General features: G+C 70.0%; 20 protein-coding genes. 10 read left to right on the top strand and 10 right to left on the bottom strand.

Going from position 1 to position 19,970, the window contains the following annotated elements; translation table 11 throughout:
• Window positions 1–10 precede the first annotated feature (10 nt).
• Window positions 11–991 carry an ArsR/SmtB family transcription factor gene (locus ACFPCV_RS12900; RefSeq protein ID WP_378056351.1) on the top strand — a complete coding sequence of 327 codons (981 nt, stop codon included), beginning with the start codon at window positions 11–13 and terminating at the stop codon, window positions 989–991.
• A gap of 27 nt (window positions 992–1,018) precedes the next feature.
• Here the strand turns inward: ACFPCV_RS12900 and ACFPCV_RS12895 are convergent, their stop codons facing one another.
• Window positions 1,019–1,597: a (2Fe-2S)-binding protein gene (locus ACFPCV_RS12895; RefSeq protein WP_378056350.1), complete on the bottom strand. Its 579-nt coding sequence runs from the start codon at window positions 1,595–1,597 to the stop codon at window positions 1,019–1,021.
• Between the two features lie 537 nt (window positions 1,598–2,134).
• On the opposite strand from ACFPCV_RS12895, the gene ACFPCV_RS12890 reads away from it, so the two are divergent.
• The 3 genes from ACFPCV_RS12890 (at window position 2,135) to ACFPCV_RS12880 (ending at window position 6,403) form a co-directional block, all read left to right on the top strand.
• The gene (locus ACFPCV_RS12890; protein WP_378056348.1) at window positions 2,135–4,687 is read left to right on the top strand and encodes an ATP-dependent Clp protease ATP-binding subunit; all 2,553 of its coding nucleotides are present in this window, start codon (window positions 2,135–2,137) and stop codon (window positions 4,685–4,687) included.
• Window positions 4,688–5,187: 500 nt separating this feature from the next.
• Complete coding sequence (locus ACFPCV_RS12885) at window positions 5,188–5,397, top strand: hypothetical protein (protein ID WP_378056347.1); 210 nt, start codon at window positions 5,188–5,190, stop codon at window positions 5,395–5,397.
• On the top strand, window positions 5,390–6,403 hold the full coding sequence (locus tag ACFPCV_RS12880; protein WP_378056346.1) for an endonuclease/exonuclease/phosphatase family protein: 1,014 nt from the start codon (window positions 5,390–5,392) through the stop codon (window positions 6,401–6,403). Before ACFPCV_RS12885 ends, ACFPCV_RS12880 begins: the two co-directional genes overlap by 8 nt.
• On the opposite strand, the gene ACFPCV_RS12875 is transcribed toward ACFPCV_RS12880, so the two are convergent.
• Together ACFPCV_RS12875 and ACFPCV_RS12870 are read right to left on the bottom strand one after the other, a co-directional pair.
• Window positions 6,378–6,611, bottom strand: coding sequence for a hypothetical protein (locus ACFPCV_RS12875; RefSeq protein ID WP_378056345.1), 234 nt, complete (start codon window positions 6,609–6,611; stop codon window positions 6,378–6,380). The genes ACFPCV_RS12880 and ACFPCV_RS12875 overlap by 26 nt on opposite strands.
• Window positions 6,612–6,799: 188 nt before the next feature.
• A complete protein-coding gene (locus ACFPCV_RS12870; protein WP_378056344.1) occupies window positions 6,800–8,251 on the bottom strand; it encodes a M1 family metallopeptidase in 1,452 nt (483 codons plus the stop codon).
• Window positions 8,252–8,337: 86 nt separating this feature from the next.
• Between ACFPCV_RS12870 and ACFPCV_RS12865 the strand changes: the two genes are divergently transcribed.
• On the top strand, window positions 8,338–9,090 hold the full coding sequence (locus ACFPCV_RS12865; protein ID WP_378056343.1) for an alpha/beta fold hydrolase: 753 nt from the start codon (window positions 8,338–8,340) through the stop codon (window positions 9,088–9,090).
• A 91-nt stretch (window positions 9,091–9,181) separates the two neighbouring features.
• On the opposite strand, the gene ACFPCV_RS12860 is transcribed toward ACFPCV_RS12865, so the two are convergent.
• From ACFPCV_RS12860 to ACFPCV_RS12845, 4 genes are all read right to left on the bottom strand, one after another.
• Window positions 9,182–9,706, bottom strand: a complete 525-nt coding sequence (locus ACFPCV_RS12860) for a 2'-5' RNA ligase family protein (RefSeq protein ID WP_378056342.1) — start codon at window positions 9,704–9,706, stop codon at window positions 9,182–9,184.
• A gap of 19 nt (window positions 9,707–9,725) precedes the next feature.
• Window positions 9,726–10,718 (bottom strand): peptidoglycan recognition protein family protein, encoded by a 993-nt coding sequence (locus ACFPCV_RS12855; protein WP_378056341.1) that lies wholly within the window; start codon window positions 10,716–10,718, stop codon window positions 9,726–9,728.
• Between the two features lie 223 nt (window positions 10,719–10,941).
• Entirely contained in the window at window positions 10,942–11,817 is an 876-nt protein-coding gene (locus ACFPCV_RS12850; protein WP_378056340.1) for an HhH-GPD family protein, read from the bottom strand.
• A gap of 12 nt (window positions 11,818–11,829) precedes the next feature.
• Entirely contained in the window at window positions 11,830–12,321 is a 492-nt protein-coding gene (locus ACFPCV_RS12845) for a beta-class carbonic anhydrase (protein ID WP_378056339.1), read from the bottom strand.
• A gap of 202 nt (window positions 12,322–12,523) precedes the next feature.
• Between ACFPCV_RS12845 and ACFPCV_RS12840 the strand changes: the two genes are divergently transcribed.
• Window positions 12,524–13,279, top strand: coding sequence for a hypothetical protein (locus tag ACFPCV_RS12840; protein WP_378056338.1), 756 nt, complete (start codon window positions 12,524–12,526; stop codon window positions 13,277–13,279).
• A 462-nt stretch (window positions 13,280–13,741) separates the two neighbouring features.
• Here ACFPCV_RS12840 and ACFPCV_RS12835 read toward each other — a convergent pair whose 3' ends face one another.
• Entirely contained in the window at window positions 13,742–14,842 is a 1,101-nt protein-coding gene (locus ACFPCV_RS12835) for a LacI family DNA-binding transcriptional regulator (RefSeq protein WP_378056337.1), read from the bottom strand.
• 192 nt (window positions 14,843–15,034) lie between these two features.
• Between ACFPCV_RS12835 and ACFPCV_RS12830 the strand changes: the two genes are divergently transcribed.
• The 4 genes from ACFPCV_RS12830 (at window position 15,035) to ACFPCV_RS12815 (ending at window position 18,874) form a co-directional block, all read left to right on the top strand.
• Window positions 15,035–15,907, top strand: coding sequence for a metal ABC transporter solute-binding protein, Zn/Mn family (locus ACFPCV_RS12830; protein ID WP_378056336.1), 873 nt, complete (start codon window positions 15,035–15,037; stop codon window positions 15,905–15,907).
• Window positions 15,907–16,722 (top strand): metal ABC transporter ATP-binding protein, encoded by an 816-nt coding sequence (locus tag ACFPCV_RS12825; RefSeq protein ID WP_378056335.1) that lies wholly within the window; start codon window positions 15,907–15,909, stop codon window positions 16,720–16,722. The genes ACFPCV_RS12830 and ACFPCV_RS12825 overlap by 1 nt, the downstream gene beginning before the upstream one ends.
• A complete protein-coding gene (locus tag ACFPCV_RS12820) occupies window positions 16,722–17,597 on the top strand; it encodes a metal ABC transporter permease (protein WP_378056334.1) in 876 nt (291 codons plus the stop codon). The genes ACFPCV_RS12825 and ACFPCV_RS12820 overlap by 1 nt, the downstream gene beginning before the upstream one ends.
• 65 nt (window positions 17,598–17,662) lie before the next feature.
• Window positions 17,663–18,874: a DUF445 domain-containing protein gene (locus ACFPCV_RS12815; protein WP_378056333.1), complete on the top strand. Its 1,212-nt coding sequence runs from the start codon at window positions 17,663–17,665 to the stop codon at window positions 18,872–18,874.
• A 63-nt stretch (window positions 18,875–18,937) separates the two neighbouring features.
• Here the strand turns inward: ACFPCV_RS12815 and ACFPCV_RS12810 are convergent, their stop codons facing one another.
• A complete protein-coding gene (locus ACFPCV_RS12810) occupies window positions 18,938–19,513 on the bottom strand; it encodes a dihydrofolate reductase family protein (RefSeq protein ID WP_378056332.1) in 576 nt (191 codons plus the stop codon).
• Between the two features lie 123 nt (window positions 19,514–19,636).
• Complete coding sequence (locus tag ACFPCV_RS12805; RefSeq protein ID WP_378056331.1) at window positions 19,637–19,903, bottom strand: hypothetical protein; 267 nt, start codon at window positions 19,901–19,903, stop codon at window positions 19,637–19,639.
• Between the last annotated feature and the right edge of the window lie 67 nt (window positions 19,904–19,970).

The following is a 19,970-nucleotide window of genomic DNA, read 5'->3' as shown; positions in this document are numbered from 1 at the left end:
AGGTTGAGGCGTGCTGAGGTTCGTGGCCGACCGGGACGACCTGTTGAACAGCCGTTTCGCGCTGTCCCCGGTGACGGAGTTGGAGAACCTGCTGCGCAAGCTGACCGGCCGCAGGCGCGCGGCGCTGCCACCCGCGTGGTCGGCCCGCCTGACCCCCGCCTTCCAGCGGCTGCGCGCGGAGACGGCGCTGGACGCGGTGCTGGCGCTGCAGAGCGACCGCTACGGCGCGGCGTTCGTGGTGCAGCCGCCGGCGAGCATGGCGCAGACCATCGACGGCGACCTGGCCGCGCTGCGGGCGACACCGCTGGCGCAGGCACGCAAGGAGATCGCCGACTGCCTCGCCCGCAGCCCCACGACCGACCGGAAGGTGCTGGCGGTCCTGAACGACGAGCACGCGCCGAAGATCATGGCGGAGGCGATGGCCGCCGCGTGGCACGAACTGGTCGCCCCGGACTGGCCCGCGCTGCGCGCGGTGCTGGAACGCGACGTCGTGTACCGGGGCGGCCTGCTCAGCACCGGCGGCTGGCAGGCGGCGTTCGCGGGACTGCACAAACGCCTGGCCTGGCGCGACGGCGCACTGGAGCTGGCCAGGCTGGAGGACGGCACGCACCACCTGGAAGGGGCGGGCATGCTGCTGGTGCCCTCGGTGTTCGTGTGGCCGCACATCGGCGCGTACACGGATCCGCCGTGGCCGAGGACGCTGGTCTACCCGGCCCGCGGCACGGCGGCGCTGTGGGACCCGGGCCCGGCCACACCACCGGACGCGCTGGCGTCGCTGCTGGGCCGCTCACGGGCCCGCCTGCTGGTGTCACTGTCGGACCCGGCGAGCACCACCCAGCTGGCGACGTCACTGGGCATGGCCACGGGCGCGGTCGGCGACCACCTGGCGGTCCTGCGCAACGCGGGCCTGGTCACAAGAGCCCGCTCAGGCCGCTCTGTCCTGTACCGGAGAACCCCACTGGGTGACGCCCTGACCGGCGACACCCCCTGACCACCGGTTCCGCGCCGGGTGGTGCGGTCAGCTCCTGCCGCACGCTCGGGGGCAGGTCTCGCACACGCCCTGCCCGGCCTCCATCAGGTAGTGGAAGCAGCAGGCCTCCCGCCGCCGGGTCCACCCCGTCCTGCCTTCCTCGTCGATCACCGGCCGCAGCGTCGACGCCGAGGTCAGCGGTGTGAAGCGGTCCGGCAGCAGCAGGTTCGCGTCCAGCACCCCGGCCGTCTCGTTGCCCGCGTACCGGCCGACGAGCCACATCGAGTGGTCGAGCGCGTCGGTCGCGGCCGCCCACAGCGTGTGCCTGCCGAACCGCACGGTTCCGCTGAAAGCGGACACGAACCGGGCCGCGTGGGCGGTGAACCGGCCCCGCAGGACCGCCGCGAGCGCCTTCTCCGACGGGACGACGGTCGCGTTGGGGGTGCCCGCCGCCGGGTCGTCGGGCAGGCACACGAAACTCTCGTCAAGAATCGCGATCGAGTCCGGGTGGGGTCTCGGTCGAGCCTTGTGGAACGCGAGGTGCTCCGGGCGCAGCGACGGCACCCGCCGCTCGTGGTGGAACAGCAGTGCCGCGAGGTACCCGGGGACGCCCAGGTACCACGACATAACGTAACCGGCTGTAGTCCGTTCGGGGGCCTCGCTGTACCGGTCGTGCAGCCAACCTGCGAGTTCCTGCCGCCACAGGGTAAAACCGTCGGGTGCGGAGAGTAGTTCCGCACAGTTCACCCAGCCGGTGGAATCAGATGGCAGGCCGACCCGGACCCCGGTCCTGACCTGGCGTGCGGCGGCCCGTGTGACGGACTCGACAAGCGAGGGCACGCGCGCCTCAGTCACAAGCCGTAGGCTTGGACTGGTCCGCACGGGCGCCTCCCTGGGTCCTGTTAGGTGAGCCTGACCTAACTTTAGCTCATAGTGAAGATCATCGCGAACCGGTGCCGGCGTGTTCGCGTTCAGCGGACAGGGTGCCTCTGGCGGAATCCACCCCGGTTGTCGCACGTTGTTCCCTGTGAAGCTCACGGATAGCCGCAAGTGGTACTGAGAGCGACAGGCTGGACGACTACAGTGGTCTTCACGGTGCTGAACCCACCGCAACGGGTATGAGCGGTGGAGTAAGGGCCGCCGGCGCAGCAGTCAGGAGTGCAGATGTTTGAGAGGTTCACCGACCGCGCGAGGCGGGTGGTTGTCCTGGCCCAGGAAGAGGCCAGGATGCTCAACCACAACTACATCGGCACCGAGCACATCCTCCTGGGCTTGATCCACGAGGGTGAGGGTGTCGCCGCCAAGGCGCTCGAGTCGCTGGGAATCGCCCTCGAGGGCGTGCGGCAGCAGGTCGAGGAGATCATCGGCCAGGGCCAGCACGCGCCGAGCGGGCACATCCCCTTCACCCCACGGGCCAAGAAGGTCCTCGAGCTGTCGCTGCGGGAGGCGCTCCAGCTCGGTCACAACTACATCGGCACCGAGCACATCCTCCTCGGCCTGATCCGGGAGGGCGAGGGCGTCGCCGCACAGGTGCTCGTCAAGCTCGGCGCCGACCTCAACCGCGTACGCCAGCAGGTGCTGCAGCTGCTGTCGGGCTACCAGGGCAAGGAGCCCGCGGAGACCGGCGGCCGCGGCGAGGGGACCCCGTCCTCCTCGCTGGTGCTCGACCAGTTCGGTCGCAACCTGACCGCGTCCGCGCGGGAGGGCAAGCTCGACCCGGTGATCGGGCGGGCCAAGGAGATCGAGCGGGTCATGCAGGTGCTGTCCCGCCGCACCAAGAACAACCCCGTGCTCATCGGCGAGCCCGGCGTCGGCAAGACCGCCGTCGTCGAGGGCCTCGCGCAGATGGTCGTCAAGGGCGAGGTGCCGGAGACGCTGAAGGACAAGCAGCTCTACACGCTTGACCTCGGCTCCCTGGTCGCCGGTTCGCGTTACCGCGGCGACTTCGAGGAGCGCCTGAAGAAGGTGCTCAAGGAGATCCGCACGCGCGGCGACATCATCCTGTTCATCGACGAGATCCACACGCTCGTCGGTGCGGGTGCCGCCGAGGGCGCGATCGACGCCGCGTCGATCCTGAAGCCGATGCTCGCCCGTGGTGAGCTGCAGACGATCGGCGCGACCACGCTCGACGAGTACCGCAAGTACGTCGAGAAGGACCCCGCGCTGGAGCGCCGCTTCCAGCCGATCCAGGTCGGCGAGCCGACGCTCGAGCACACGATCGAGATCCTCAAGGGCCTGCGGGACCGGTACGAGGCGCATCACCGCGTCACGATCACCGACCCGGCGCTGGTGGCCGCGGCGACGCTCGCCGACCGGTACATCAACGACCGGTTCCTGCCGGACAAGGCGATCGACCTGATCGACGAGGCGGGCGCCCGCATGCGCATCCGCCGCATGACCGCGCCGCCGGACCTGCGTGAGTTCGACGAGAAGATCGCCGACGTGCGCCGTGAGAAGGAAAGCGCCATAGACGCGCAGGACTTCGAGCGTGCCGCGAAGCTGCGGGACTCGGAGAAGACGCTGCTCGGCCAGAAGGCGGAGCGGGAGAAGCAGTGGAAGGACGGTGACCTGGACGTCGTCGCAGAGGTCGACGACGAGCAGATCGCCGAGGTCCTCGCCAACTGGACCGGCATCCCGGTGTTCAAGCTCACCGAGGAGGAGACCACGCGTCTGCTCCGCATGGAGGACGAGCTGCACAAGCGGATCATCGGCCAGGAGGACGCGGTCAAGGCCGTGTCCCAGGCGATCCGCCGCACCCGTGCCGGCCTGAAGGACCCGAGGCGCCCGTCCGGCTCGTTCATCTTCGCCGGCCCGTCCGGTGTCGGTAAGACCGAGCTGTCCAAGGCGCTGGCGAACTTCCTGTTCGGCGAGGACGACGCGCTCATCCAGATCGACATGGGTGAGTTCCACGACCGGTACACCGCCTCGCGGCTCTTCGGTGCCCCTCCCGGGTACGTTGGCTACGAGGAGGGCGGCCAGCTGACCGAGAAGGTCCGCCGCAAGCCGTTCTCGGTGGTCCTGTTCGACGAGATCGAGAAGGCGCACCAGGAGATCTACAACACGCTCCTGCAGGTGCTGGAGGACGGTCGGCTGACCGACGGCCAGGGCCGCACGGTCGACTTCAAGAACACCGTCATCATCTTCACGTCGAACCTGGGCACCCAGGACATCTCGAAGGCCGTGAACCTCGGCTTCTCGAGCGGTGGCGAGGGCCAGACCTACGACCGGATGAAGCAGCGCGTCGACGACGAGCTGAAGAAGCACTTCCGGCCGGAGTTCCTCAACCGTATCGACGACATCATCGTGTTCCACCAGCTCACCGAAGAGCAGATCGTCAAGATGGTGGACCTGATGATCACCCGCGTCGAGACGCAGCTGAAGAACAAGGACATGGCCATCGAGCTCACGTCGATCGCCAAGAAGCTCCTGGCCACGCGTGGTTTCGACAAGGTGCTTGGGGCCCGCCCGCTGCGCCGCACGATTCAGCGCGAGATCGAGGACCAGCTGTCGGAGAAGATCCTGTTCGGCGAGATCCAGGCCGGCGAGATCATCATCGTCGACGTCGAGGGCTGGGACGGCGAGGAAGGCACGTCCACGGACAAGGCGAAGTTCACCTTCCGCGGTGAGCCCAAGCCGGCCAACGTGCCCGACGCCCCGCCGGTCGACATGGCCGCCTCGAGCGGCTCGGACAGCGGCGAGGACACCGAGTCAGCCTGATCCGACAACACGAACAGAAGGCCGCGCTCCCTCGGGGGCGCGGCCTTCTGCGTTGTCCCGGCCCACGGCGTGCCCCCGGTTGTCCACAGCCGAGGCAGTTGTCCACAGCTCTGCCCACAGCCCGTCGTGACCGTCGGTGCCCACCCGTAAGCTGGCAACCGGGGGCCGGAGGCCACCCCCGCCGCGGACGCACCCGCGTGCCGCGCCTCCCCGGAAACCCAAGCCACACAAGGCATCGAGTCCACCTGCCGACGTCCGGTCGCGGCGGGCGGTTGGCCTCCGGCCCCCTCGAACCACGCTACGGCATGGCACCGACACGACCGGTCGTGCCAACGCTCGGTGACCCGGGTTGTCCACAGGTGACACGGTTGTCCACAGGCGCCTTGGGGACAACCTGGAACCGTCACCCCACCCCGATACGCTGGATTCCGGGGGGCCGCGGCCGCGACACGGCCGCAAACCAGCGGCGCGTCCCGGCCCACCTCGGGCAAGCTGTACTCATGGGGCTTGAGGACGACCCGTTCGACTGGCGGGTCACCAAGGACGGGCAGCTGCTCGTCTCGCGTGGTGGGCGGGTCGTCACCACCATCCGCGGTGGCACCGCCGCCAAGCTCCTCGGCCGCCTCGAACGCGCCGCCGACGACGAGGCCCAGCACCTGCTCGCCCGCGCCACCGGCAACTACAAACGCGGCAACGAACGTCATGGGTAGGCGGAACCAGACCGCCGAGAAGGCCGGCTACGAACCCGCCGACGACGTCGCGCAACCCGGTCCGCGCCGCCGCCGCACGGTCACGTTCCTGCTCGCCGTCCTCGCGCTGGCGCTCATCGGGTACGGGGTCGTCCGCGTCCTCAGCCTCGAGAACAACGCGTTCCTCGTCGGCGCCATGGCACTCACGCCGTACGTGGTCGCCTTCGCCGTCCTCCTCACGTTCGTCACGCTCCTGCTGCGGCGCTGGGTGATCGGCCTCGCGGTCCTCGTCGTCACGCTGTCGATGTCGTCGTTGCTCGGCCCCCGGTACCTGGCGGAGGAACAGCCGCTCGCGGAGGGCCCGCACCTGCGGATCATGGCCGCCAACCTGTACCGCGGCCAGGCCGACGCCCGCGCGCTCGTCGACCTGGTCCGGCGCAACGAGGTCGACATCCTCACGATGCCCGAACTGACCCCCACCGCGGTGTCCGCTCTGGACGGTGCGGGGCTGGCGAACCTGTTGCCGTACCGCGTGTTCGACGAGCGACCAGGCGGCGACGGCTCCGGCATCGCGTCGAGGCTGCCGCTGCGCCAGATAGTCCTGGTCGAGGAGAGCACGCTGTCGCAGCCGTCGGCGGTCGTGGACCTGCCGGGCAACGACGACATCGAGGTGACCGCCGTGCACGTCCGGCCACCGCTGACCGACTCCACCACCCGGACGTGGCGCGCGGAACTGGCCGACCTCCCGGAGTCCACCCCGGACAAGCGCCCCCGGATCCTGGCGGGCGACTTCAACGCGACCTTCGACCACGTGGCGTTCCGCGACCTGGTCGACCGCGGCTACGCCGACGCGGGGGAGGAGACCGGCGAGGGCCTGCTCGCGACGTGGTCGTCTTGGCCGACCGGCCCGCCGCTGACGCTCGACCACATCGTCACCGACACCCGCTGCGCGATCAGCAGCTACGCCGTCTTCGACCTGCCCAACAGCGACCACCGGGCGGTCATGGCCGAGGTGATCCTCCCGTAGGGACGGTCAGCCCAAGCGCCTGAAGCCGGGGTACCACGTTCTTGAGGCACGCCGCCGCCGAGGCGGCGTCGGTTCGCACGAAGTCGTCGCCGAGCACCTTGCCGGAGGCCACGAACGTCCACCTGTCGTGCTGCCGCTCGCCGTCGGCCTTCAGAATCGCGACGACCCCCTGTTCGGCCAGTGCGTCGAGGATCTCGACGACGTCCATCGGCAGCCCTCCCTCGGCCTCCGGCCCCCGAATTCCAGCCTAGCCGGGAGGGGGGACGGTGCCGGGCCTTGGCGGCGTGGGCTGTGGACAGCTCCGGTCACTGTGGACAACCCGGGTGGGGACGATCTTCGGACGCCCGGAGTGTCGGTGCCTTGCCGTAGCGTGGTTCGAGGGGGCCGCGGGCCAGGTCACTTCCGCAGCGGGCCCGGGTACAGGAACTCGTCCGCGGGCTGTGTGTCGTCCCGGAACCAGGCCTCGAAGAAGCCCGACAGGTCGCGGCCCGCGATGTCGGACACGAACTTCTCGAAGTCCGGCCACGAGGCGTTGTCGTCGCGGTACTTCGTCGGCCAGTCCTTCAGCACCCGGTTGAACGCGTCCTCGCCGATCTCCCGACGCAGTGCGTGCAGGGCGAGCGGACCCTTCTCGTACACGGCGCCGAACTCGTTGCCCGCGCCCATGTCGTACAGCTTTCCCGACCACAGGCGGTCGGTGCTCCGCGCGACCTCGGTGCGGTACTGCTCGTCCAGGTCGGCGCCGTACTTCGCCTCGTCCCACAGCCACTGGGCGTAGCTCGCGAAGCACTCGTTCAGGCAGATGTCCTTCCACTCGGCCACCGACACCGAGTTGCCGTACCACTGGTGCGCCTGCTCGTGCACCACGACGCCTTCCTCCGCCCACGCCGCGTAGATGGGCCTGCCCTGCGTCTCCAGCGAGAAGCCGATGTTCTCGTTGATGTAGATCCCGCCCGCCGCGGACTGCGGGTACGGGCCGAACTTCGTCTCCAGGAACGTCAGGATCTCGGGAAGGCGCGCCTCGATCGACTTCTTGTCCTCCGCGCCGGGTGCGTACGCGCTCACCACCGGCGTCCCGTCGGCCAGTGTGGACCGTTCGAACGTCCACTTGTCGATGCCGACCGTCGTCAGGTACGTCGCGATGCGGGTGGGCTCGTTCCAGTGGAACGTGGTCCAGCCGTCGTTGCCGGGCGTGGCGGGGGACTCCACACCGTTCGAGACCACGCTCCACCCGTTCGGCACCCGCGCGTCCAGCTTGAACGTCGCCTTGTCCTTCGGGGTGTCGTTCGCCGGGTACCAGGACGTCGCCGAGTGGGGCTCGCCGGCCGCGAACGCGCCGCCGGACGACGACAGCTGCCAGCCGTTCTCGCCGAGCGAGCCCTGCTGGGCGGCCTCCGGGATGCCGCTGTACTGAACGCGCGTCGCGAACTCGTCGCCCGCCGCCACCGGTGCCGGCGGGGTGATCACCAGCTCGTGGTCACCCTCTCGGCTGAACTCGGCCTCGGCGCCACCGACGGTCACCGCCGTGACCTCCAGGCCCTGCAGGTCCAGGTTGAACTCCGGCAGCGTCGCGCTCGCCTTCGCCGTGACCAGCGTGTCGCCCTGCAGCGTCTTCTTGCCCGGGTCGTAGCTGATCCGCACGTGGTAGGCGGTCACGTCGTAGCCCGGGTTGCCGTCCTCCGGGTAGTACGGGTCGCCAGCGCCGTCACCGGTGGGGGCCTCGGCCGCGGGCGCCTCGTCGGGGGCGGAAGCCGGTTCCGGCTCGTTCGTCCGCGAGACCGAGCAGGACACGAGACCCGCCGCGGCCAGCGTGAGGCAGACAGCGCGCACGGCCGTGCGGTGGTGCATGGCGAACAGCTCCCGATCGTCGGTGACCCGGACATCATGACCGACCGGATGTGATGCGTGGGTTGGATCGGTGTATCACATCAGGGGTGCACATCGTCGAGTTCGGCGGACAAGGCCCCGGCATCCTGCTGCTCCACGGCCTCATGGGCCGCGCGACCACCTGGTGGCCGGTCGCGAAGTGGCTGACCACCTACGGCCGGGTCGTCGGCCTCGACGCGCGGGGCCACGGCCGCAGCCCGCACCGGGGCGGCGGCTGGCGCACCGAGGACTTCGTCGACGACGCCGCCGAGGTGCTTGCCGACCTCGGCCCGTCGGTCGTCGTCGGGCACTCGATGGGCGGGCTGCACGCGTGGTGCCTCGCCGCCACCCACCCGGACCTGGTCCGCGCGGTCGTCGTCGAGGACATCGCCCCCGACCAGCGCGGTAAGACCGTCGACCCGTGGAAGGCGTACTTCGAGTCGTGGCCGGTGCCGTTCCGATCACTGGCGCACGTGCGGGAGTTCTTCGGCGACCTCGGCGACTGGTTCACCGAATGCGTCGAGGAGCGCGCCGACGGCTACCACCTGATCGCCGACCTCGATGACCTGTACGAGATCGCGAACGAGTGGGGCCGCCGCGACTACTGGCCGTTCGTCGAGAAGGTCCGCTGCCCGATGCTGGCGATCGAGGCCGAGCACAGCGCCATGCCGCCAGGGCAGATGGCCGACCTTCCGCAGCGGGCAGGCGGCGAGGTGTGTCACCTGGTGGTCGACGGCGCCGGGCACGTCGTGCACCACGACCAGCCCGCCGTGTACCGGGGCGCGGTCGAGGCTTTCCTGTCCGGCGTGCTCGGGCGTTAGCGGCGGCGCAGGGAACGCGGCAGGTCGGGCGGGGTGTCGCGGTGGCCGGGGAGGTTCGGCTGCGTCGAGGTGGGCCGGACCAGTTCCTCGCTCACGACCTGTCCTCCAGATCGCGCAGGACGTCGGTCTCGCCCGTGTGGGTGTCGACGACCACGATCTCGGTGATCCTTGCCTTGATGGACCCTGTCGGGTGAAGCGCGGCGAAGGCCGCCGTCATCCGAGCCGGGTCGAGGTCGCGGGCGAGCACGCAGTGCGGCATCCACGAACCGGGCAGATACCGCGCGACCGGCTGTTTCACCCGTTTCGCCAGCACGTCGTGGACCGCGGAGTGGACGGCGAGCAGTTCGGTGTCGACGACCGCGGTCAGTGCCAGCTCGTCGTCGGCGGCGGTCAGGAACGACAGCCACAGCGACGGGATCGACAGCAGCCGCAGGTCCTCGCGCAGCGCGGCGCGGGTGGCGGCGGGGATCGTGCCCGCGGCCGCGAAGGTGACGTGCGGTGCCGTGGCGGGGCTGGGGACGGCGTCGGGAACGCCGTTGTCCGCCAGCCTCCGCCACAGTCCTCGGACGGCGGCGTCCGCGTCGCCGTCGAAGTGGAACTCCAGCGCCTGCGCCATGCACGCAGGGTGCCAGGTGTCAGGCCAGGAGCCGCTGCCAGGTCGGGGTGTCGACGGTGGCGAACCGCTGCCCGCGCGCGGACATCAGCACCCGCGCCGCCTTCGCGGCCTCACCGCTGTCCCCGGCCTGCACGGTGCGGACCAGCAGCGGCCACGTGGTGACGCCGAGGTAGCCGCTCTCGTCCGCGGTCCGGCTGGCGTAGCAGGGTTCGTACGCCACCCCGTTCTCGGTCGCGAGCCGCGCCACCGCGGCGAAGGTCGCGTCACCGAACACGCCGTCCGCCCTGAGGTCCACGCCACGGGCCCGCAGGAGGTGTTGCGCGGCAAGGACTTTGTCGCTCTGCTCGCCCGGCTTGAGCAGGGGCCAGGAAAGCCGGGCCCCTGCCGGCGACACGGGTGCGGTGCCGAGCATGGCCCGGACGGCGGAGATCAGCTCGGGCAGGCGCTGGTACAGCACCTGGCCGGGGCATTCGGTGGCGTTGAAGTCGCGGTGTCCCCGGATCATGTCCGGCGAGATCCCGTACGACTGCGCGATGTAGGCCACCAACCGCACCAGCGAGGTCCACAGCTGCGGCGTGACGTCCACAGTGGAGTACAGGCCCTCGTTCTCGATGCCGATGACCTCGCTGTTGTGGTTGCCCACGTTCGCGCCCTGCACGTGCCGGGTGCCGCCGTCGAGGATCTCGACGCTGCGGTGGCGGCCCTCGGTGACGTGGCCGCCCCGGCTGTTGGTCAGCTGCTGGCCGGAGTCCACCCAGCCACGGCCGTCCACGTGGAAGTTCTGGATGCTCCGCGAGATCTGGTAGGCGTGCGCCAGCGACAGGTCGGACGAGTTACCGCCCGCGGTGTGGTGGACGACGATGTAGGTCGGTTTGCGGTTCAGGACGGTGATGGTGCCGTTCGGTGGTCGCGCGCCCCACTCGGTGCAGGTGTGGATGCGCGGCCGCTCCACGGCTTTCGCGTCGACCGCACCGACGGCGATCGGTGCTGTCGACGCGCCGAGAACGCCCATGGCTGTGACGGTGAAGCCGCCCCTCAACAAGGCACGGCGGGATACGGCCATCTCGATCTCCCTCGACTAGGGGCCGTTCGGCCCAGATCGGTGACTGGCATTTCGAACGTAGCGCCGCCGTTACCTGAAGACAAGAGTTCCCCAATTGCCAGAGAATTTGGTTGGCGATTGTCGGCAGAGATGTCGGCTCCGCCAGTAGCGATGCTCGCTCCGCAAGCTCCGCTCAGTGCTCTCCGGGTAACGCGAACAAGCCGTCGGCGGTCTGTTCGACCAGGCCGTCCACCAGCAGCGAGTCGAGACATCGGTCCCGCTGCCCGGCGTCGGACCAGACGATGTCCAGTCGGGTCTTGGGGACCGGGGTCGAGGTGTCCCGCAGGACGTCCAGCAGCAGACCGCGCACCTGGCGGTCCGTGCCTGCGAACTTCTGCACGGGTTTGGCCGGCCCGTTGTACGCCGGTTTCCCGGCCAGCTGCCACGCGCACGTGTCGTACACCGGGCAGTCGGCGCAGCGCGGGTTGCGTGCCGTGCACACGATCGCGCCCAGCTCCATCAGCGCGGCGGACATCCGCGCCGCCTGCTCGTCGTCGGCGGGCAGCAGCTTCTCCGCGTCGGCCATGTCACGCGTGTTCGACGCGGGCCCCGCGTCGCCCGCGCCGTGCACGGCGCGGGCGATGACGCGCCGTACGTTGGTGTCCACGACCGGGCAGCGCCTGCGGTAGGCGAACGCGGCGACCGCACGCGCGGTGTACGCGCCGATGCCGGGCAGCGCCAGCAGGGTGTCCACGTCGGACGGCACGACGTCGCCGTGCTCCGCGGCGATCACCGTCGCCGCGTCCCGCAACCGCAGCGCGCGACGCGGGTAGCCGAGCTTGCCCCACGCGCGGAGCACGTCGGCCGGGGTGGCGGCGGCGAGCGCGGAGGGCAGCGGCCAGCGCGCCATCCACTCGTGCCACGACGGTTCGACACGCGCCACCGGGGTCTGCTGCAACATGATCTCGCTGACCAGCACACCCCACGCCGAGCAGTCCGGCTCGCGCCAGGGCAGGTCCCTTGCCTGCTCGGCGAACCAGTCGGTCAGCACACGCACGTCGAGGCTCATTGCCTCACGATGCTAAATGACCTCGGTCAGCTCCGCGTTCCGCACGTCGTAGACGAACCCGCGGACGTGCTCGCGGTACGGCACGAACGGGCTGCGCCGCACCCGCTCCACCGACTGCCGCACACTGTCCTTGACCTCGCGGAACGCCTCGATCGCCCACGGCGGCCGCAGCTTCGTGTCCTGCTCCAGCTCGTCCTTGAACTCGTCCTCGGTGATCATCGAAAGGCCGCACGAGGTGTGCTGCATGACGATGACCTCGCGGGTCTCGAGCTTGCGCTGGCTGATCGCGAGCGACCGGATCACGTCGTCGGTGACCACCCCGCCCGCGTTGCGCATGATGTGCACCTCGCCGTGGCGCAGCCCGAACACGTCGAACACCTTGATGCGCGCGTCCATGCAGGTCACGACGGCCAGGTGCAGCGAAGGTACCGGCGTGGGGACCTCGGGCGCACCGATGTCGGCGCCGGTCGCGTGCCGGTGCAGGAGATCGTCGATAGCGGTCATTCGTCAACTCCCGTGTCTCACCGTGCCACTTTGCGGTCACGCACTGGAACCCAACTCGATCACCAATTGGAGCAAGGGTCGCGGGCCGGGGCAAGGTGTCGTCGCCAACAACTCTCCGTGCGCACTACCTGCGAAAATATCCCACTATCGGGGCCATGGAAGATCCAAGCACCTACGGTAATGCGGGGTTACCGTCAGGGTCATGATCGAGCCGACCGGTCCGCTGCCCCAGTCCGTGTACTGGCGCCGCCGCGCGTTCGCGGCCGTCGTCTGCGCGCTCGCTGTGGTGCTGCTGGCCTGGCTCATCGGCGGCCTGGTCGAAGCCGACGACCAGAACCCGGTGCAGGGCACGGCGAACACGGCGGACCTGGGCGGCTCGGCGGCGACGAGCACCGTGGGAAGCACGTCGGACCGGCCGTCCGCGCCCCCGTCGAGCCCCGGCCAGGACGATCCACGCGGTTCGGTCACCGCGAGCCCCGGCAGCGAAGGACCGACGTCGGCCGCAGAGGCGCCGCAACCCACCACACCCCCGGTCGTCACCACCACCACGGCCCCACCCGCCCCGCCGACCGCGTGCCCCGATCCGGTGATGAAGGTGCTCGCGACACCGGCCGTGGCGTCGTACCCGGTCGGCACGCGTCCGCTGCTGAAGCTGCGGATCGTCAACACGGGCCCGGTCCCGTGCACCAGGGACGTGAGCCACAAACTGCGGGAGATTCTGGTCCTCGGCGCGGACGGCACCCGACTGTGGTCGAGCAACGACTGCTATGGCCCACCGGACCAGGACGTGCGGCTGCTGTCACCGAACAAGCCGGTGGAGTTCTCGGTCAACTGGGCGGGCCGGACCTCCGAGCCCGGCTGCCCGGTGGACCGCGAGACGGTGCCAGCGGGGACGTACCAGGTGGTCGGCAAGCTGGGCACGTTGACAGGCACACCGACACAGCTGGTGCTGACGTAAGACCCCCGCAGGGGTGATGCCTGGCCTCGCGAAGCGAGGCACCACGTCCACCCACCGGTGTCCCGAAAGGCGCGTGCACGGCACAAGTGCCGTCAATGGGCCGTTCAGGACGCCCAGCGCCCTGAACGCGCCTTTCAGGGCATTGCCACGCCGTCAACGCGCCTTCCACGGCACCAAAGCCAGGGCGCTCCGCGCCCGACCCCGCGAAGCGGGAACCTGTCCACGCAACCCCGACGGGATGGCAGGCAGACCCGAACCCAACCGCGCCAACCAGCCCCCCGCCACCCCCGAGACCTGCCGTCCGGCGAGGACAAACCCACAACGAAAGCCGCGAACCGCCCGGAACGCAACCCCCACCCGAACCCGGGGGCGTCCCGCCATGCCAGTCTACCGGGCCCCACCGACAAGACAAGGCCCGCAAGCCCAACTGTGGATAACCAGGACGGCTGTGGACAACTGCGGTTACGGGCCGAACCAGCGTTCTTCGGTGGTCCGGGGTGGCGCCGACGTGGTGCCGACGACCAGTTCCGTGTCCAGCGTGATGTGCCTCGGCTTGCTGTGTTCCGCTGCGGCGAGCAGCAGCTTCCCGGCCGCGCGGCCTTTCTCCAGCACCGGCTGCCGGATCGTCGTCAGGCCGACCCGTTCCGCCTCGACGATCCCGTCGAAACCGGTCACCGTGAGGTCCTGCGGCACGCGCAGACCGCGGCGCTTGGCTTCGTTCAGTGCGCCGAGCGCCAGGATGTCCGACGTGCAGATCAGTGCCGTGACCTCGGGGTTCGCGTCCAGTAGTTGTGCGGCCGCCGACTCGCCGCTGCCGATCGAGTGGTCGAAGCGTTCCACGACCGGGACCCGCGCCCAGTCCACGCCCACCGTCTCGAACGACTCGGCCAGTGCCGTCAGCCTGGCCCGCTGCACGTGGAAGTGCGCGGTCCGCTGCCGTGAGACGGCCGCGAAGCCGTCGTTGCGGTCGCGTGCCAGCCGCATGCACAGCACGCCGATGTTGCGGTGGCCGATGCTGATGAGCCGCCCGGCGAGTTGCGCGATGGCCGCGTGGTCGTCGATGCCGACGAGGTCGACGCCCTCGACCCTCGGCTGGTCGCACACCACCGTCGGCACCGGGCGGGACAGCACCGCGGCGAGGTGCGGGTCGTCGTCGGGCACGGAGTACACGACGAAACCGTCCACACCGGCACTGTGGACGGCGGTGACGTCCTCGCGTTCCGGGTTCACCGGCACCAGGTGCAGGCCCTGGCCGGCGCCTTCGCACGCCAGCGCGAGGCCCTCGAGGAAACCGAGTGCCGCCGGGTCGCGGAACGCGTAGGACAGGTTCTCGGTCAGCAGGAGTCCGACCGCGCCCGCCTTGCGCGTGCGCAACGACCGCGCGACCGGGTCCGGGCCGGGGTAACCCAGCCGGCGTGCGGTCTCCAGTACCCGTCTGCGCAGCTCCGGCGAGAGCTGGTCAGGCCGGTTGTAGGCGTTCGACACGGTGGTCCGCGAAACGCCGAGTTCCGCGGCCAGCGACGCCAGTGTCGCCGGCCGACGAACGTGCATAGGCCTCGCCATGTGCTGACCGTAACGGTTCAGAAGCACAAGCAGAAGTCCGGCGGCGCACGTCGCCTTCACCGCATCTGGTGGCACTTCTCACCCGGTCGGCTGACGCGCCCGGAATTTCCAGTCGTATAGTCGACTTGCAGTAGTCGAAAACGGTTTCCATTACCTATAGCGTGATGTGCATGAGTAGTTCGGAGGAACGCCATGAGAAGCGCCCTACCACTCGCGGTCACCGCGGTCGCCCTGGTGGCCGCGGGCTGCGGCGGCGGGACCAGCGACGCGACGGCGGACGGGAAGATCGCCGTCGTCGCGTCGACCAACGTGTGGGGCAGCGTGGCCGCGGCCGTCGGCGGTGACGACGTCAGCGTCCGCTCCCTCATCGACGACCCGTCCGCCGACCCGCATTCCTACGCGGACAAGCCCGAGGACGCGACGCTGCTCACCGACGCCGACGTCGTCGTCTACAACGGCGGCGGCTACGACGACTTCTTCACCAAGCTCGTCGACGCGGCGGGCGCGGACGCCAAGCAGGTCGTCGCCTACGACGAGTCCGGGCTGCCGGAGGGTGAGAACGAGCACGTCTGGTACGACCTCGACACCGTCAGGAAGGTCGCCGACAGGGTCGCGGCCGAACTGGGCGCGGTCGACCCGGACAACAAGGACACCTACGCCGCCAACGCCGACGCGTTCGACGCCAGGCTCGACGAGGTTGCCACGAAGGCCGACGCCATCACCGACGGCAAGGTCGTCGCGACCGAGCCCGTCGCGAAGTACCTGCTCGACGCCGCCGGCCTGACCGACGTGACCCCGCCGGAGTTCGCGGAGGCCATCGAGGAGGAGACCGACCCGCCGATCGCCGCCGTCGCCGACACCATGGACCTGGTGTCGGGCAAGCAGGTCGTGGCGCTGGTCAACAACGACCAGACCGAGACGAACGTGACCGGCCAGCTCAACGACGCGGCGAAGACCGCCGGGGTACCGATCGTGAACGTGAGTGAGACGCTGCCACCCGGCGTGACCGACTACGTTGAGTGGATGACCAACCAGGTGGACGCCCTGGCAACCGCGGTGGCCTGATGGACGGACACGCACCCGCGGTCTCGCTCCGCGACGCGACGCTCGGCTACGGCGACCGCGTCCTGTGGTCCGGCCTGAACCTCGACATCGAGCCGGGCGAGTTCGTCGCGGTGCTTGGCCCGAACGGGTCCGGCAAGACGAGCCTGCTCCGCGTCCTGCTCGGATTGCAGGCGCTGTCGTCGGGCACCGCGCGGATCGCGGGCGAGCCGCCGGGGCGTGGCAACAAGAGGATCGGGTACATCCCGCAGCAACGGGCCATCGACGCCCCGGTCCGCGGCCGCGACCTGGTCGGCCTCGGCCTGGACGGCCACCGTTGGGGCACCGGGGTCACCCGGATCCGGCAGCGGCGGGAGCGGGTCGACCAGGCAATCGCCGAGGTCGGCGCGGAGGCGTTCGCGAGGGCGCCGGTCGCCCAGCTGTCCGGTGGTGAGCAGCAGCGGCTGCGGGTGGCGCAGGCGCTGGTGAGCGACCCGGACGTGCTGCTGTGCGACGAGCCGCTGCTGTCGCTCGACCTCGCGAACCAGCAGGTGGTCAGCTCGCTGATCGACCAGCGCCGCCGCGCCGCCGACACCGCCGTCCTGTTCGTCACGCACGAGATCAACCCGGTGCTGCCGCTGGTCGACCGCGTCCTGTACCTCGTGGAGGGCCGCTTCCGGATCGGCGGGCCGGACGAGGTGATGAACTCGGCGACGCTGTCCGAGCTGTACCGCACGAAGATCGACGTGGTGCGGGTGCACGGACAGATCCACGTGGTCGGCGCGCAGAGCGGACTGTGCGAGGACCAGCCCCACCACCTGCACGAGGAACCGGCCTGATGGACAAGCTGTTCGACCTCGAGCTGATGGGCCGCCTGCTCGCGCTGCCGTACGTGCAGGCGGCGCTGGTGGCGGCGGCCATCCTGGGCCTGCTGGCCGGGGTCCTCGGGCCGCTGATCGTGAGCAGGAACATGGCGTTCGCGGTGCACGGGACGGCCGAGCTGTCGTTCACGGGCGGCGCGGCGGCCCTGCTGCTCGGCATCCACGTCGGCCACGGCGCGCTCGCGGGCGCGGTGGTCGCCGCGCTGGTGCTGGGCCTGCTGTCGCGCCGCAGTTCGGAACACGACTCGGTGATCGGCGCGGTGCTGTCGTTCGGCCTCGGTGTCGGGGTGCTGCTGCTGTGGTTCTACCCGGGCCGCGCGAGCAACAAGTTCGGCCTGCTGGTCGGCCAGATCGTCGGCGTGGACTTCGCGTCGGTGGCGCTGCTGTCGGCGTGCGGGATCGCGGTCATGCTGGTGCTGCTGGTGATCTACCGGCCGCTGCTGTTCGCGTCGGTGGACCCGGACGTGGCGAAGGCCCGCGGCGTGCCGGTCGGCGGGCTGTCGGTCGTGTTCGCGGTACTGGTCGGCGTCGCGACGGCGCTGGGCGTGCAGACGGTCGGCGCGCTGCTGGTGCTCGCGCTCATGATCACCCCGGCGGCCGCGGCGGCGAGGGTGACGGCGAGCCCGGTGCGCGCGACGGTGCTGGCGGTGGTGTTCGCGGAGACGGCGGCACTCGGCGGGTTCATCCTGTCGCTGGCGCCCGGCGCGCCGGTGAGCGCGTTCGTCACCGCCATCTCGTTCCTGATCTACCTGACGTGCTGGACGATCAGCCGGGTGCGGGGACGGTCGGCACGCGGGGTCGCGGTGGTCCCGGCGCCGGTGCCCGCGCGCTGACACCGGCGCGGCGCGCCGCGCTGAAGTCGCAGGTGGACGGCTGAGTCGGCGATACTGGCGGCGCTATGGCCAACCCCGTCGTCGACGACTTCCTCGCGCACTGGCAGATCTACCTGTCCATGCCCGTGATCGCGGCGGTCATCGGCTACCTCACCAAACGCGCGGCCATCGAGATGATGTTCCGGCCGCTCGACTTCGTCGGCATCCCGCCCTACCTGGGCTGGCAGGGCGTCGTGCCGCGCAACTCCGAACGCATGATCGCGGTCGCCGCCGACCTGCTGACCGCGAAGCTCGTCGACCCGAAGGAGATCTTCGGCCGCATCGACCCCGCGCGGCTCGCCAAGGAGCTGGAGCTGCCGCTGATGCTCGCGGCCGACGAGATCACCCGCGAGGTCATGGCGCGGCACGGCCTGTGGCAGAAGCTGCCGCCGATCGCGCAGGAGATGGCGATCAAGCGCGTGCAGGCCGGGATCCCCGACCTCGTCGCGAGGGTCATGGCGGTGCTGAGCGAGAACGTCGGCGAGTTCCTCGACATCAAGCAGGCCGCCGTGACCGCACTGCACCGCGACAAACGCCTGCTGCTCAAGCTGATCCGCGACATCTCCCGGCCGGAGATGGCGTTCATCGCGCGCTGCGGTATCTACTTCGGACTCGTTCTGGGGCTGGTGCAGACGGCCGTCTGGGCGTTGACGAAGGACCCGATCGTGATGCCGCTCTTCGGCGCCGCGATCGGCTGGTGCACCGACTGGCTGGCGATCAAGCTCGTGTTCTTCCCGCGTGAGCGCAGGAAGATCCTGGGCGTGTTGCCACTGCAGGGCGTGTTCCAGCGCAGGCGCGACGAGGTGGCGAAGCAGTACGCGGCGGTCATCGCCCGCGACGTGATGACCGTGCCGAACCTCGTGGCCGCCGTGCTGTCCGGCCCGAAGGCGGACCGGCTCCGCGAGATGGTGCGGGAAACCGTCGAGGAGGCGATCGACGAGCAGGCGGGCCTGGCCCGCCCGGTGGTCGGCGCGCACCGGTTCGCGGAGCTGAAGAAGTCGGCGGCGGACCGCGCGATCCGCTACCTCCCGACGACGATGCTGACCGCGGAACGCTACGCGACCGAGGCACTGGACATCCGCGACACCATCGCGACGAAGATGCGCAGACTGACCAGGGTCGAGTACGAGGCACTGCTGCGCCCGGCGTTCCGGCAGGACGAGTGGAAACTGATCGCGGTGGGCGCCGTGATCGGCGCGATCATCGGCGAGCTGCAGGTTTTCCTGTTCCTGCACTAGCGGTCCGACCGGCCCGCTCGTTCGCCGAGTGGGCCGGGCACAACGCGGGCCGCCTTCACGTGATCAGCGGACGACGTCGTAGACGAGCTTCTGGATGCCGTTGGAGTAGGTCTCGCTCTCGAGCACCGTGAGCATCCGCTTGTCGGCGTCGGCGGCGCTGAACAGGCGCTTGCCCGCGCCGAGCAGGACGGGGAACACCAGCAGGTGGTAGCGGTCGATCAGGCCGGCGTCGGAGAGGCCGCGGTTCAGCGCGGCGCTGCCGTGGACGATGATCGGGCCGCCCTCGGTCTCCTTCAGCGCCGCGACGTCGTCCGTCGAGCGCAGGATGGTGGTCTCGCCCCAGTTGTCGACGAGGTCCTCGTCACGCAGGGTCGTCGACACGACGTACTTGGGCATCACGTTGTACCCGGCGAAGTCCTCGGTCATCGTCGGCCACACCGGGCTGAACGCCTCGTAGCTGACCCGGCCCATCATCATCGCGGCGGCCTCGTCCTGCTCGCGGCTCTTGAGCTCGTAGGCCGCCGGCACGAACTCGACGTCCTTGAACGTCCACCCGGAACTACGGTGGCCCGGCTCCCCACCGGGCGCCTCGATGACCCCGTCGAGCGAGACGAAGGCGGTGGTGATCAGGGTGCGCATGGCTTCTCCTTCAGGTCGGTTGATCCGCGTCCTCGCCGTGCGTCGTAGACCACCCGCCCAGATCGACAACGCTCGGCAAAGAAATATCGATCACTGGCACACGGGTGCTCGTATCGCCGTCGGTCACTCGTCCTCGGCAGGTTCGCCGACGTCACCAACCTCGCGCAGCAGCCGCGTACGAGCGGTCCCCAGCCGCGCCGAGTAGTCCGGAGCGAAGATCTCCGGGAGGGTCTTCTCCAGCGTCCCGGAGATGCGGTGCAGAGGTGACCACACAGCCCTGTCCCGGTTCACGACCGAGTCGAACTCGCGCGTGCCCATGACCTCGTCGAGCCAGTGGGACAGGACCAGTGCCTGGTCCGGGGAGAGGTTGATCGTGATCTCGTCAGCCACCGGCGGACACTAACAGTGGTCACGTCCCGCACCGGAGGGAGCGGCCAGAGCGTCAGGACCGAAATTC

Origin of the sequence: Actinophytocola glycyrrhizae (assembly GCF_042653545.1) — a bacterium.
Classification (GTDB): domain Bacteria; phylum Actinomycetota; class Actinomycetes; order Mycobacteriales; family Pseudonocardiaceae; genus Actinophytocola; species Actinophytocola glycyrrhizae.
The sequence above is the reverse complement of the archived record's forward strand: the minus strand, read 5'-3'. Positions and strand labels throughout refer to the sequence as shown.

Excerpts from the sequence above, each read along its gene's own strand:
- ACFPCV_RS12895 (WP_378056350.1), bottom strand. The coding sequence starts at position 1,597 with ATGTCGTGGTACCTGGGCGTCCCCGGGTACCTCGCGGCACTGCTGTTC.
- ACFPCV_RS12890 (WP_378056348.1), top strand. The coding sequence starts at position 2,135 with ATGTTTGAGAGGTTCACCGACCGCGCGAGGCGGGTGGTTGTCCTGGCC.
- ACFPCV_RS12885 (WP_378056347.1), top strand. The coding sequence starts at position 5,188 with ATGGGGCTTGAGGACGACCCGTTCGACTGGCGGGTCACCAAGGACGGG.
- ACFPCV_RS12880 (WP_378056346.1), top strand. The coding sequence starts at position 5,390 with ATGGGTAGGCGGAACCAGACCGCCGAGAAGGCCGGCTACGAACCCGCC.
- ACFPCV_RS12875 (WP_378056345.1), bottom strand. The coding sequence starts at position 6,611 with ATGGACGTCGTCGAGATCCTCGACGCACTGGCCGAACAGGGGGTCGTC.
- ACFPCV_RS12870 (WP_378056344.1), bottom strand. The coding sequence starts at position 8,251 with ATGCACCACCGCACGGCCGTGCGCGCTGTCTGCCTCACGCTGGCCGCG.
- ACFPCV_RS12860 (WP_378056342.1), bottom strand. The coding sequence starts at position 9,706 with ATGGCGCAGGCGCTGGAGTTCCACTTCGACGGCGACGCGGACGCCGCC.
- ACFPCV_RS12855 (WP_378056341.1), bottom strand. The coding sequence starts at position 10,718 with ATGGGCGTTCTCGGCGCGTCGACAGCACCGATCGCCGTCGGTGCGGTC.
- ACFPCV_RS12850 (WP_378056340.1), bottom strand. The coding sequence starts at position 11,817 with ATGAGCCTCGACGTGCGTGTGCTGACCGACTGGTTCGCCGAGCAGGCA.
- ACFPCV_RS12845 (WP_378056339.1), bottom strand. The coding sequence starts at position 12,321 with ATGACCGCTATCGACGATCTCCTGCACCGGCACGCGACCGGCGCCGAC.
- ACFPCV_RS12840 (WP_378056338.1), top strand. The coding sequence starts at position 12,524 with ATGATCGAGCCGACCGGTCCGCTGCCCCAGTCCGTGTACTGGCGCCGC.
- ACFPCV_RS12835 (WP_378056337.1), bottom strand. The coding sequence starts at position 14,842 with ATGGCGAGGCCTATGCACGTTCGTCGGCCGGCGACACTGGCGTCGCTG.
- ACFPCV_RS12830 (WP_378056336.1), top strand. The coding sequence starts at position 15,035 with ATGAGAAGCGCCCTACCACTCGCGGTCACCGCGGTCGCCCTGGTGGCC.
- ACFPCV_RS12825 (WP_378056335.1), top strand. The coding sequence starts at position 15,907 with ATGGACGGACACGCACCCGCGGTCTCGCTCCGCGACGCGACGCTCGGC.
- ACFPCV_RS12820 (WP_378056334.1), top strand. The coding sequence starts at position 16,722 with ATGGACAAGCTGTTCGACCTCGAGCTGATGGGCCGCCTGCTCGCGCTG.
- ACFPCV_RS12815 (WP_378056333.1), top strand. The coding sequence starts at position 17,663 with ATGGCCAACCCCGTCGTCGACGACTTCCTCGCGCACTGGCAGATCTAC.
- ACFPCV_RS12810 (WP_378056332.1), bottom strand. The coding sequence starts at position 19,513 with ATGCGCACCCTGATCACCACCGCCTTCGTCTCGCTCGACGGGGTCATC.